Origin of the sequence: Nitrosomonas sp. Nm84, assembly GCF_003201565.1 — a bacterium.
GTDB lineage: Bacteria > Pseudomonadota > Gammaproteobacteria > Burkholderiales > Nitrosomonadaceae > Nitrosomonas.
In genome coordinates, this window is the sequence record NZ_QJJP01000004.1 from 171,581 (window position 1) to 185,604 (window position 14,024).

A 14,024-nucleotide genomic window follows, 5' to 3' on the forward strand; every position below is an offset into this window, starting at 1 on the left:
AATCTGATACATGGATCTACTTGTATTGACTGCTGCACTGTAATCTGGAGTAAATAAATCATGATCATGATTCAAATAGCATATCTAATTATCATTTTTTTTGCTGTAGCAGTCGGTGTTTTTGGATTGATGCGATTATTAACACCTAATCCAACGCAATCGCGGCTGGAGCAAATTGCCTCAGAGCATACTGAATCCTCTTTAAACGAATCCAACCAATGGGAACAGGTTGCCAATAAGCTCACAGGCCCGTTTGCCAAGCTTTCGCTGCCAAGTGAAGATTGGGAAAACTCTCCTTTGCGCACTCGTTTTATGCATGCAGGTTACCGTTCACAATCAGTACCCTTCTTTTATTTTGGAGGAAAAACATTGCTGGCATTGATCTTGCCAGGTATTTTCTTTCTTTATGTGGGCGTCAGCCGTTTGCAGGTAAATGCTGATATCTCTTTGCTGTTTTTTCTCGCATTAGCCGCAGGGGGGTATTATCTACCAAATTTAATCTTGGCACATATCATTAAAATACGTCAACGTGACTTGTTTGAAAATTTTCCTGATGCTATTGATCTAATGACAGTTTGTGTGGAAGCGGGATTGGGGCTAGATGCCGCGATGAAAAAGGTCGGAGAAGAAATGCATGTCAAATGCAAGCCATTGGCGGAAGAACTTCATTTGGTCAATCTGGAAATGCGCGCAGGTAGGAGCCGTGATCAGGCATTACGCAATCTGGCATTGCGCACCGGCGTTGAAGAGATCGAAGGGCTGGTCGCAATGCTGATACAAGCCGATCGTTTTGGTACCAGTGTTGCAGCGTCTCTACGAGTTCATTCCGATATGTTGCGTACTAAACGTCGCTTACGTGCAGAAGAAGCGGCAGCCAAGATAGCGCTCAAGCTGCTATTCCCGCTTATTTTCTTTATCTTTCCAGCACTGCTTGTGGTTATCGTTGGCCCAGCAATTATTAGCATTTCCCGCACCCTGTTGCCCACAATGGCAGGTGGTTAATTAAAGGAGCTATGAACTTATGTACAAACTAAAACAATCACTGTTGATCATTGGCTGTCTGCTGATACTAGGAGGATGTGCCGCCCCCCAGCAAAAGAATAATAATGCAATCGGCATGCTACCTAATTCTGAAGATGCACGCTTGATGGATGCTAAAAAGTTATATCAATTGGGTCGCGAATACCATCAGAAAAATGAATATGCTGAAGCGATTAGTGTCTACGAAAAAGTTATTGAACTAATGCCTGATAATTACGAGGCCTATAATAACATGGGAGTGATTTACTCAACATTAGGTGAACATGAATTGGGAGTTCAGTATATTAGCGAAGCTATCAGATTAGCACCACTGGTATCTCACTTACACAATAACCTAGGTTACGCCTTATTAAAACAAGGACGTAATAGCGAAGCAGCCGGTGCATTTGAACGTGCCTTGCAACTCGATCCAGGAAATTTACATGCGCGCAATAATCTGGAATCAGCATATAAGCTAATGGGGTGTGTTCAGGGTCAGTCTTGCGGGCAATGGCAAGAGCCAAAGCAGCCATAGTTCTAGATTTAAGCAGTTCAAGTTATATTAGTATCAGGCAGCTATTCTAGAAGCATAATCATAGAAAGTATCAGGAGAACCACTATGTTCAAGATAAAACAACTTAGTTGGATGGTAGGCTGTACGCTTGCATTAAATGGATGCGCTTTTATTCAAAAAGACGCATCATTTGCAGATATTGAAATCAAGCCGGTGATGAATATAAAGCATGCCAATGGCAGTCCCAAGATTATGTATTTATTAGGGCGATATTATCAAGGCAAGATAGATTATCAAAGAGCAATAGCTGCTTATGCGAGAGCGTTGGAAGAGAAGCCTGATTATGTTGAAGTACATAATGGTCTGGGTGTTATTTATTCCATACAAGGTCGATATGAACTGTCATTACAGCATTTCCATAAGGCCATTGAAATTTCGCCCAAGGAAACTTATTTGTACAATAATCTTGGCTATGCGTATCTGACTCAGGGAAATGAAGCTGAAGCAGTTAAGTCACTCGAAAAAGCACTGCTGCTGGATCCGGAAAACGAAAGGGCGCGCCTTAATTTGGCGGTTGCACATGAAAGAATCGATTTAACCGATAAAACTGCTTCATTACAGGCAGCTTCGGTTAATCCTCCGCCACCTGTTATGCATGAAACTATCCAAGCTAACTTGAAAGAACCTCATCATCATGAGTCAGTATTAAATGATACTTCTGACTCAAAACTTACTCATACATCACCGCATATTTATGAATATAAGGCTAAGAAGAGTGAGTCATTAGTCACTGTATCTTCTGAGCAAACTTCCCAGCTTAAAGATTCCAGCCCGCTTGATAATAAAGCTATCCGAATAGAAGTCTCAAACGGTAATGGTATGACAGGCATGGCGAGACAGGTATCTGTTTTTTTTCAACAATACGGTCATGCAGGAGCAAGGCTGACAAATCATCAAACGTATAATCAATACCAGACGGAAATATACTATCAACCAGGTAATTATCAACAAGCCTATCAGATTAATCAGATGTTACCAAAGCAGGTTAAACTGGTAGAAAGTAATAAGCTGCGAAACGATATACAGGTTAAAATTCTACTCGGGCAAGATTACTCCCGTGAAATCACTCATTTCAGCAGAAAAGATCAGATCCAAATCAGTCAGAACTCCGAACAGTCTATAGCTAAGGCGATAAATTAGAAAATCTCCTTTGCACGCACGGCGGATAACATCAAAACTTGGAAAGTACATAAGATACAATATATTGATTAACTGCATAATTGTATCATTTGTCAGTTTTTTCTACCGCGTGAAGACTTCCTTCTATTGTGTTGATTCATACTGGATTTGCACTCATGTACAAATCCAGTATTATGAATTCTACAATTCTACAAAATAGTTAGCTGCTGCCGCATCAACAGTTGCCATTGTAAATACTGGCGGCTCTTTTAAGAATCTTGAGAAATCAACAATCTGATCAATAATGTCCCGGGGATGGCTACCAACGAGCGGCCTACCGGTTTTCCGGTAATAAGTATCCAAAAGATGATTAGCCACATTTTCGTTATATTCGATACCTTGTTTTATACAGACACGCCGAAGAATTTCTTTATATTCATCCTCAGTTGAGTAAGGTGTTTTTATTTTATGGCGGATGCGGCGTAAAAACGCTTCATCAACTAAATCCATAGGGTGCAAATTAGTGCTAAAAATATTAATTTGATCAAAAGGTATTTCAAATTTCATACCTGTATGTAAAGACAGAAAATCTGTACCGCGTTCAAGAGGAACTATCCAGCGATTTAGCATCTCACGGGGCGGAATTTTCTGACGACCAAAATCATCTAGGATGAATACACCGTTTGCGGCTTTCATTTGAATGGGGGCTTCATAAAATTTACTATTGATATCAAAGCGTAGGTCAAGCATGTCCGTGGTAAACTCTCCTCCAGCCATTACCACGGGGCGGCGGCATTTTTTCCACCGTGGATCATACTTCAGATTGACGGTGATATCGAGCTGAGCACTGCCGGTAGTTTCTTCTTCAAAGCAGAAATGTATAGCCGGATCATATAAGCAGATTACCTGTCCATTTACTTCGACTGCATGGGGTATGTAAATATCACCGGGTAGTGCGCGTCCCAATGCTTCAGCAAGACTTGATTTTCCTGTACCTGGCGGGCCATACAGAAAGATAGCTCGCCCGGAACTGAAAGCCGGGCCTAGTTGATTAAGTAATTGTTCACTAACGACCATGTGGCTAAGGGATCTGCGTATCCATTCGCTATCAATCTCAATCTGCTGAACATATTGTTGAACAAGTATGCGTGTATAGTCTTGCAAAGGAACCGGCGCAGCGCCGACGTAAAGACTTACATCCAGCGCCGCCTTCGCTCTCTCACGGCCGCGTTGTGTCAATTCAAAGATTTGAGTTTCGCGTCCATAACTTGCCGCCGAGCGAATGGCAATCAATTGATCTGCCTTAAGTAGCTCAATGAGTTCATCAATAACGCTAAATGGAAGGCAGAGTTTCTGCATGACTTGACGCATGGTAAAAGTGCCTGCTTCTTGATAAGCAGCCTTTAATAGAAGATCGCTAAGAAATGCTTCACTTAATCCAGTGTTAAATATTTTTAACGGTATAGGCGGAACAGGATGGAGTATCTGTCTTATCTGTTCAGTGGTTAGGAGGCCCAATGAAACCAAGCAATCTTCTAATTTACTGCCACTCTGTTTTTGGTTGATTTTTACTTGGGCCAATTGTGCCGCTGATATAAAACCTTCTCTAATTAATAATTCACCAATTGGGTCTGCCATAACACTTTCCTTAATATAAAAATTAAAAGTAATAAGCTGAAACTACACTAGATAACTAACGACTTAATTTAATTAAGCAATATTTAAATCAAGTTAACGGACAAATATTGTTTTTCTTCATAAAAGAAGGGGCTTCGCAAATTCGGACAGTCGGAAAAGTGTTAGTCTTGCTCAACCCAAGCCGTGTAATAGACGGCAAGAAAAGGAGCGAGAGTATGAGAAGGACGAGAAGGAATCACGCAGCGGGATTCAAAGCCAAAATGGCAATAGCCGCAATCAAGGGTGATAGGACCCTGGCTGAGTTAGCTGAACAATTTTTGATGGAGACTGTAAATTTAACTGTGTAACTGTCTGAATTAGACATACGCAATCAGTCGTTCTTCGAATTCGATCATAAAACGATTCAAAGCCGCTTTCCAGTTTTTTTATTGGCATGGTCCAGTTTCGAGATGCTCCCTGGGTAATCCTCTCAAAAATTAATCGAGCAAAGCAGTAGAATTTTCTATCGTAGACGAAGAGGAATTTTACTGATGAAGAAGCAACGATTTACGGAAAGCCAGATCATGTGTTGACACCGATCGAAAATTGATCAGAAAAGCCTAGTTGTACCGGCTTAGAATTGACCAGGTAATCCACGCAATCACCATTAAAAACCACTTTCTCGTATAAAAACAGATGTGATCATTTCATAGACTCTCGTTGCGAGTGAAATGGGAGTGCCCGAGATAAAAATGTTTCCCTTGATTTCTTTTTGTGGTACTGAGGAAGAAACATTACCTAAGTAGACAGCATAAATTGTTGTTTCCGGTACAAATGTACCATTCTTGCTGCTCCGAGTAGCCACACTTCCACCATAGTTTGAAATCAGATAGGTTAAATCAAGATTCCTGATTTCGCTTTTATCGATTCTATCAATGGAAGCCGTTAATTTGGGTAATTGAATATCCTCAGGGTAGAATGAGGCTTGTTGCCCTAGTTCAATTCGATTCAGTTCATATTCAGAGACAACACCTCTGATTTCAGAAGTGTTCGAGTCCATAATGGAGAAAAGCGGTGTGGCACTTTTAACCCAACCAGACACGTGCAATGTTTCATCCATTTCTGTAATGACCCCCGAAAATGGTGCGCGTAGGCTAAGTTTTTCCTGCTGCCTCTCCAAGCCCTCCAGTTTGCTGGATTCTGATGCAATTTCTTCTAGTATTACCTGCAAATTATCTTGCTCTTGACGACTGACCACCGCTCTTGTGGCGCGCAGTTCTAACAATTCGAGCCGTTTGCGTGTAAGTTCTATTTCTACGTCGAGTTTCTGTGATTTTAATACTATAAGTACTTGGTCTTTATCTACTTTTTGACCTGATTGAATCTCAATAGAAACAATTTGGGCGGATTCAGGTGTGAAAATCTTACTGTAATTTGCAGAGGTTAGTACTCCAGGAATATAAATATGTGAATTCCAAGGGATAAATAAAAGGCTTATAGAGCTTATTAAAATAAGCATCCATATTCGCAACCGATTATTTAATTGAATGCTGTTTCTTAACATCCACCAATATCTGACTTCTTTAAAAAGAGGAACAAGAATAAGTGCAACTATCTCCACTACAAATAGAATAATACCTAATAATTTGAAAAATAGATGATAAACTAGTAGAGCAATTCCGATGAATAGAATCAAACGATAGAACCAGGTAAACCATGCATAGCCAATCAATTTAAATTCTATTTCAGGAGAAAAATGCTCCGGTTTCTCTTCGACGGATCCAAATAGTAATTGGCGTAATTTCCATTTTGCTAATAGAAATGATCGTTGCTGCAAATTGTCGATGCCCCACCAGTCTGACAAAATATAGTAACCATCGAAACGCATAAAAGGTGTGATATTGATCAGCAGGCTACTAATCAAACTGGTAGTTGCAATCACAAAACAAACGCTACGCAATATCCCTTCGGGTAAAAATGCCCAAATAAATAAACAAATACCAGCCATCAACAGTTCATTCAAAATTCCAGCTGCAGCTACATGTATTCGTTGTTTCTTTGAATATAGCCGCCACGTATCCGACATATCGCTATAGATCATTGGCACCATGACCATAAAAGCTAACCCCATACTAGGTACACGACAACCATAATGCTTCGCTGTATACATATGCCCAAGCTCGTGAATAGTCTTTACGCCTATTAACGCAATTGCATAAACAAGGATACCTTGCAACGAAAAAAAATGAAGGAATGTGTTCGCAAACACATCCCATTGACGTGAAACTAGGTATAAACCCGCTATACCGATTAGGATGGCAAAACTCAGGAAAGTGGCAGAAAATAATTGCTTGACAAAAGGATACGTTCGATTCAAGAACGCATCGGGTTGAAAAAGAGGAATGCGAAAAAATAAATATTGATGAGCTATTTTCTTCCACAAATTTGTATCAGCCTTTCTGTGTTGTGCTAAATATTCAGAGGCTGGTTGCGCATGAGATTGATTCGTTAATTGGTTGCGCTGCAGGAAGTTAATCAGAGTTGCTATATCTTCTTGTGTCGGTTTAAAAACTGTTTCATTTGCGATCTGATCTATTATCTGCTGACCATTATTGATTGACCATCTGCTCAGCATGTGATGAATCAGGATGCTTATTCGGTAAAAACGATTATTGACAGGATCATATAAAGTCCATGTGGCTGACCCATCATGAGCATTAGGCGCTTTTAAGAAATGTAAATCGCTTCGTAATGAAGGTAAGGGTTGAATGTTACTTGAAGACATGTTTTCTTTTGTCCCAGAGCGTCATGCCAATCGCTTAACTTAAAAATCAAAATATTGGCGGGCTGCCGCAAGAGGTCGACGAAAAAGATAAAAAAATAAATTAACCGAATTACCATATATTTTAGCTGTACCTTGCCAACCAATTCTAAGATGATCAATTGTCGCTGTTGTTTCAGCATCGACTCGGTAAACCAGCGTATCTCCTGGTATCACTTCAGCACGAAAGCCAATATTAGTAACTTCTGCGCTGATTGAATTAAGCGGATCAATATTCAGGTATATTTTTACCGGGGCCCCGATAGAAAATTCAATATTATTTTGAACGGGTAAATCAATACGAAACATAAATTTCCCAGTTTCCGCAATTTCCATAAGCCTTTCACCAACAACCACTGGTTTCCCAATTAACTCTAGCTTGTCACCAAATAACAGAAATCCATCTCTATCTGCTATCACATGAAGATGATCAAGCATTTCTTTTGCGTAATTTCTCTTGATATTAGCTAATTCAACTTTTGTTTTTAATAAAGCCACTTCTGCTTTACTTTTTTCATCTTGGAATGCACTTTGAGTAGCTCTTTTCAATTCAGCTTCGGCGACGGCTAAGGATTGTTGAGCAACCACGTATTCGTTTCTATAGCTGGTATCTTCATAATTGAATAATGTTTGTCCTTGAGAGATCAGTTGATTGGGTTCAACGGGTATTGATGCGATTACTCCGTCGATAGGTGCACTTACAATCAGTGGATCTTTAGCAACAACTTTAACGGATCCCAGCGTTGAGTGCTGGATGGGTAAGAAAAACAAGATCACTGTCATGATCCCAATTACCCATCGAGTTTTTCTAGAAGCTAACCATATTTTTAATGGTCGATGCTTTTCAAAATAGCCCCAAGCATGTGCATAGGTATCAGCTAATCGTTTTATCAAGAACAGCTCGTTATCACTCCACGCGGTTTCCCTTTCAAGCCATAAAGCACCTATTAATATGCCATTTGGCAATCGCATGCCAATCCAAACAGGAAATGGTAGCAATAAGCTCTGAAGATCTTGTTGCAATTCATTTGAGAGCTGCTCAAAAATGACTTGGGAAGGCAGATCACTCGAAGATTCTTTTCTTTGATGATGAATGATGCGTTCAATCAATTGGTTTTTTGGAATTGAACGATCAACCACAGTAAGACCGGATGTTCTGATTGCTTGGAAACTAGAATTTACTTGCCCGACAGCTTTTAAGAGTGTTGCATGTCGGTATTTTAGTAAACGTCGTGTTTCATTGACTATAAGGTAATGTAATGCCAATAAATCTTCTGCATTACGTGCGTCTGCTTCTAACTGAAGTAAGATCAAAGTTGCTTTGCTTTCCTCTGGAAACACTTTTCTGTCATCCATGACACATTGATCCTTATGTGTTTTTTCTAGATCAGCGTTAATCTGGGAGATTAATAATAACGGTTCCGCTCATTCCAGCCAAAACATCTGTTGCATCGCTCTTAAAACTTGAAAAGATACGTATGGTTTGAGAAACAGGGTCAACCCGGGCTCCAACTCTGGATATTTCAAGATCATAATTTTTCCCTGTTTCGTCGATTGCCATGGAAATATCGATGCCTGGTCTTATCCATTTTAGCCAACCGGATGGAACGATCATCTCAACCTCAAGACTTGTGTCATCTAAGATTTTCATAATTTCACGACCTGGTTCAATCACTTCATGTGCGTTCGCTTTAATCTCAGTAACTCGCCCATTCCATGGCGCTCTAAAAGAGCAAATGAAGTAATTACCAATTTTTATTGCCTCCAGTTCTGCCATGGCTTTATCCAACTGAGCTTTGGATACATCCAGTTCAAGTGAGCCGACAGCATTAAATGTCGAAAGACTTTCGTTATTCTCAGAAATCATTTTTTTTGCTAAAACTTCAGCTTCTGCTGCTTTTAGCTGCGCTCTTTGTCGGCTACATTCAAACTGTACTAGTTTTTCTCCTTGCTTGAAACGATCTCCTTCCTTGACATTAATGTGTGTAATTTTAGCGATCACATCGGTTGATAACACAGCTTCACGTAATGGCTTAACCAAGCCTCGGATTGTTGTCGTTGAAGTGGAAGGAGAGGTAGACTTTTCTTTAGCTTGCTTTTCTATAGAATTCAAGACAGAAGCAGCCTTAGGTTCAGTAGATTCTGCGTAACCATTTGTTATGTAATATAAAATATAAAACACAAAAATGAATCCAATATAGCTAGAAACTCTCATTTGATCTCGGCTCTTAATAGAATTAGTAAAGATGTACGATGAAAGCAATGAGTTGAAGAATTCTAATTCAACGCCATGTGTTTATAACATATTAGATCAAAGAAATCTCACTGATTAACCACAACAAATTGTCTCTCGGTCGCTAGATTAAGTCGTTTAAGGGCGCTATAAGCGTGCTCTTTTGGCATGGGATGCCCAAGTAAATAGCCTTGAGCTTCATCGCATTTTAATTTGCATAAATGCTTAAATTGTTTTTCGGTTTCTACTCCTTCTGCCACAACAGTCATTCCCATTTTTTTCGACATTTCGATAATTGCCAAAACAATAGCGTTATTATCTGTATCTTCATTAATATCACTCATAAATGAGCGATCTATTTTGACGATATCAATAGGAAATTTTTGTAAATACTGAAATGATGCATATCCCACACCAAAGTCATCAAGTGCAATTTGAACTCCCATGTCATGAAGTTTATTCAAAAGCTGTGCCGAGCCTTCGATAGATTGCATAATCATGCTTTCAGTAATTTCAAGCACTAAATTTTTGAGTGGTACTTCATACTCACGTAAATAGCTGATTACTTTTCCGACCAAACCCTCAAATTGCAGTTGTGCGGCTGATATATTCACCGATATTTGTATTTCATCTGATACTTCTTTGCGCCAAATGGCAAGTTGTTTGATTGCTTCACGAAGAACCCAATCACCAATATGCAGGATCAAGCCACTTCGTTCGGCAACGCCAATAAAGTCTGCTGCAGTCAGGATTCCTTTTTCAGGATGGTGCCAACGTAGCAGGGCCTCAAATTTGCTGATCACATTATGTTCAATATCAACAATGGGTTGATAAAAAACTTCGAATTCGCTCTGTTCAATAGCACGTATAAGATCTGACTCAAGTTGTATTTCTGACAAATACTGATGGTTTATTTCTTTTGAATAAAATTGACACTTCCCTATGCCGCTAGATTCAGCATTATTTAGCGCTAAGTCAGCATAACTCAGTAAATTAGCAGCGTTCAGATCATCAATTGGATAGATACTAACGCCAATTGCGCTGTCAGTATTTATGTTAAAACCCTCAATAATTAAAGCTTGATTGAACGCGAGATAAATACGGTTAATAATCTGTGTTATAGGTTCGCTCCTCTTTAATTCAGAAAGTAAAATATAAAAACCACTTTCATTTTTTCTCGATAGCATTGAATCGAGACCTGTGGTTCCGGTTCCGGAGGATACGACATCTGTTGTGCGCAAAATACTACTTATTCTGCGAGAGGCATCGACGATGAATTTTTCTGCTGCCTCATAACCTAAAGTATTGTAAACGCGCTGATAGCTATTTAATGAAAGGGAGAGAATAGCTACATAGCAACCTGATCTGGTCGCATAGGAAATTGCGGTCTTAAGTCGTTCCTGTAAGCCGAAACGATTCAGTAGGCCAGTTCCAGAGTCATAGCTTGTGTGATGCTCAATCAGTTTTTGTTGTTTTTCATTTAGCTGTTCTAATTCTTTAATTTTTCCGATTAATTGATTGATGTCGATGTTGGCAGTATCATTAACAACAGCTACCGAAGTACCGCTTTTTTCCGCATTATCTACTGTATCAGCGCTGCTATCTTCTTGTGCAATATCTCTCCACACAGTAACGCGGTTACGGCCATTTTTCTTAGAATAATAAAGTGCCTTATCTGCCAAGTCGATCATTCCATTGATATCTTGTGCTCCATCCGTTATCAAGGAGATTCCTAAACTTATAGTTACTCGTTCAATTCCAAAAGCATGATAAGTAGTAGCATTCATTACGTTGGTACGAATGCGTTCAGCAATTTTCAAAGCAGTCTCAATATCAATATTTAGTAATACAAGACAAAACTCTTCTCCTCCATATCGACCTACAATATCCGTATCTCGTAAACTTTCTCTGGAAATGATAGTAACCAATTTAATGACCTCATCGCCGACCTGATGCCCATAATTATCATTTACAGATTTAAAATGATCAATATCGAGCATGATGCAAATAAGATTGCTGCCTTGCTCACGTGACAAGTTAAAAGCTTCGTTGAAATAGGAAGTCAATGCTCGTCGATTGTAAAAACCAGTGAGCGGATCGATCTCTGCCAATTTTTTTAATTCATTATTTTGGCGCGATATCTCGTTCCTCGATGATTCTAGATTTTTTAACATCAAGTCAAGCTTGAGATTGTTTTCCTCGATTTCCGTAACATCATCAAAAGTAACTAATGCACCTTTACATTGATTGTCATTACCTAGAATTGGCGCACTATTAATCATAAAAATGCTTTTATCCTGTCGAGTTGAATTAAAATTTAACCGTATACGTGTTTGTATTTTTCTCTTCTTAAGAGATTCTGCCCAGGGATAAGGCCAATCTTCTTTCAATTGTTCAACTGAAGATTTTTCCCAGTTTAGTTTTGAAACTTCTTTACCAATTAAACTATCGGATGGTAGTGCTACTTTTTGGCTGAATGCATTGTTTGCTAATAGAATACGTCCTTGCTCATCAAGAATCAGTATGCCTTCGGTTAAAGTATCAAAAGCAGATTTAATTCGCTGCGGAACAACTCCTGAAGGATCCAGTTCTTTTAAGGCGCGTTTCAGCATTAATAAATGACCAAACAAACCAGATACCGCAACGAACAGCATAAAACCCCAGAATGAGTTTTTTATTTCTTCCAAGAGATTATTACCCAGGAGAGGTGCAAAACTTATTTCAACGACTCCCCATATCTGATCATCTTGAAAGATAGGAACCTGGATATGTGTCAAAGATGGCGCATTATTTTCATTAATTTGCCAATACTCATCATGAGCACCTACAACTGCAAAAAATACGCCATCACTTTTTCGAACGGCACCTGAAAGAATATCTAAGTTACGGTTTACTAGAATATTTAAAGTTTTTTCTATCTGGATGAAATCATTTTTTTCTGCTGCTAATGCAAACTGGATGGCAAGAATCTCTGTTATATTCTTTCGGTTTTCTAAAAGAGAGTGCGATTTGTCAGGAACTATGCCAAGCGATTGACCAATTAACAAAATACTCAAGATTAATGCTATTAATCCTAAGCTAAGTCGAACGTATGGCCGCAGTGTAAACATGCTTAATTAAAAAAGTTCTTCAGCAGAATTTTCTTTTTGTTTAATATCATCGCCTTCCTTTAAGTGCTCATGAGTATTTTTGCCTGATTTTGCAACGACGATAGAAAGAGGGTCTACACTCTTCCACGCAGGAACGATGCTTAAGAGGCTTGCCAGCATCGAACCTGATCGTGTTAGCCATCCTACAATACCTGCAGTTAATGAGATACCTAAAACAGATGCAACATTTGTGGTTAATTCTTTTTCATCGAATGCTTTCTGAATGTCTATCTGTATATTTTCAACCTCTTCCCATAATTGTTGATTGGCGATTACAGTGTTTTGCGTAGGCAAAGCGTGTGCGATAGTGCTGCTAATTTCTTGCAAATGCTCAGATAAATTATTATTTGCACCACCTTGCAGTATCTTTGTAGGCTGAAGTGCTAATCTGGCATTTTCAGTTACATTTTCTGAAATGGTGGAGATGGCTGGTCCAAGTGCGTTCTGCATTGCTGGCAATACAGTTGTAGGTGCTATGGATGGTACTGTTCCTTGGGCAACGGGAGGAGACAAGACTGGTGCTGGCGATGGCGGCGTTATCGGCACAATTGGTGATGAAGGTGTTTCGGGTAATGGAAGCACCACCGGATTCACGGTTAACGTTACGGTAACAGGAGAAGAATTTCCATAACCATCATGGATAACATATGTAAACGAATCCACCCCGACAAAATCTTTATTGGGTGTATAAATAAAGCTGCCATCGGAACTCATTACCAGCGTACCATGTTCGGGGTCACTCACCGGAGTAATTGATAGCTTATCGTTGTCGGCATCACTATCATTGATGAGCAATCCAGGTGCTTCTACGGAAAATATAGAATTCTGCAATAACGTATAACTATCATTTAAACCGACAGGAAGATTATTGTTGTACACAACATTAATAACGACAGTATCAACATCTTGCGCCGAATTACTATCACTACTAATGACATTTAAAGTATCAATTCCAATGTAATTGTAGTTGCTTTGATAGATTAAACTCTCTAAGGTCACATTGATATCCGTTAGGCTGCCTGACAAAGTCAGAGAGTTTGTGCCATTACTTCCTGCGCTAATGCTAGCAGTGCCTGATAATGTAACTTTTAGCGTACCGTGATCAACTACTAATTGCACGGTACTTAAATCATTATTTGCATCAGAAACAAATATTCCTCCAAGAGTCAATGGTGCATCCCTATTAATAATCTGGGAACCGGGCACTGTATTTATTGGTGCTTCATTATTATTGGTCAGATTGATGATGAAAGTCTCATCATAGGTTAGTCCGCCGGAATCGGTGACTCTGACGGTCACGCTATGGCTGGTGGCTGCCTCAAAATTCAGCAGCGCTCCATTGGCCACTGTAATTTCGCCGGTGCTGCCGTTAATGGCAAAACGTCCACCGGCAGTGTCGGTCAGGCTATAGCTTTGGGTATCACCGTTATCGGGATCGGTGGTACTGACCGTACCCACCGAAGTACCATTGGCGGCATTCTCGGCCACCGT

At 39.6% G+C, this 14,024-nt stretch carries 9 protein-coding genes; 3 read left to right on the forward strand and 6 right to left on the reverse strand.

Going from position 1 to position 14,024, the window contains the following annotated elements:
- Positions 1-60 precede the first annotated feature (60 nt).
- The 3 genes from C8R34_RS03935 to C8R34_RS03945 all read left to right on the forward strand — a co-directional run bounded on the left by C8R34_RS03935 (position 61) and on the right by C8R34_RS03945 (position 2,734).
- Positions 61-1,002, forward strand: coding sequence for a type II secretion system F family protein (locus C8R34_RS03935; RefSeq protein ID WP_110338053.1), 942 nt, complete (start codon positions 61-63; stop codon positions 1,000-1,002).
- A 19-nt stretch (positions 1,003-1,021) separates the two neighbouring features.
- Positions 1,022-1,555, forward strand: coding sequence for a tetratricopeptide repeat protein (locus C8R34_RS03940; RefSeq protein WP_110338055.1), 534 nt, complete (start codon positions 1,022-1,024; stop codon positions 1,553-1,555).
- Between the two features lie 84 nt (positions 1,556-1,639).
- Positions 1,640-2,734: a tetratricopeptide repeat protein gene (locus tag C8R34_RS03945; RefSeq protein WP_110338057.1), complete on the forward strand. Its 1,095-nt coding sequence runs from the start codon at positions 1,640-1,642 to the stop codon at positions 2,732-2,734.
- 180 nt (positions 2,735-2,914) lie between these two features.
- Here C8R34_RS03945 and C8R34_RS03950 read toward each other — a convergent pair whose 3' ends face one another.
- The 6 genes from C8R34_RS03950 to C8R34_RS03980 form a co-directional block, all read right to left on the reverse strand.
- Entirely contained in the window at positions 2,915-4,351 is a 1,437-nt protein-coding gene (locus tag C8R34_RS03950; protein ID WP_110338059.1) for an ATPase, read from the reverse strand.
- A 646-nt stretch (positions 4,352-4,997) separates the two neighbouring features.
- Entirely contained in the window at positions 4,998-7,115 is a 2,118-nt protein-coding gene (locus C8R34_RS03960) for an HlyD family efflux transporter periplasmic adaptor subunit (protein WP_110338063.1), read from the reverse strand.
- 39 nt (positions 7,116-7,154) lie between these two features.
- Positions 7,155-8,507: an efflux RND transporter periplasmic adaptor subunit gene (locus tag C8R34_RS03965; RefSeq protein ID WP_110338065.1), complete on the reverse strand. Its 1,353-nt coding sequence runs from the start codon at positions 8,505-8,507 to the stop codon at positions 7,155-7,157.
- 37 nt (positions 8,508-8,544) lie between these two features.
- Positions 8,545-9,366 carry an efflux RND transporter periplasmic adaptor subunit gene (locus C8R34_RS03970; RefSeq protein ID WP_110338067.1) on the reverse strand — a complete coding sequence of 274 codons (822 nt, stop codon included), beginning with the start codon at positions 9,364-9,366 and terminating at the stop codon, positions 8,545-8,547.
- 107 nt (positions 9,367-9,473) lie between these two features.
- Complete coding sequence (locus tag C8R34_RS03975) at positions 9,474-12,440, reverse strand: EAL domain-containing protein (RefSeq protein WP_165872518.1); 2,967 nt, start codon at positions 12,438-12,440, stop codon at positions 9,474-9,476.
- Positions 12,441-12,500: 60 nt separating this feature from the next.
- Positions 12,501-14,021 carry an Ig-like domain-containing protein gene (locus tag C8R34_RS03980; RefSeq protein ID WP_110338071.1) on the reverse strand — a complete coding sequence of 507 codons (1,521 nt, stop codon included), beginning with the start codon at positions 14,019-14,021 and terminating at the stop codon, positions 12,501-12,503.
- Positions 14,022-14,024: the final 3 nt, after the last annotated feature.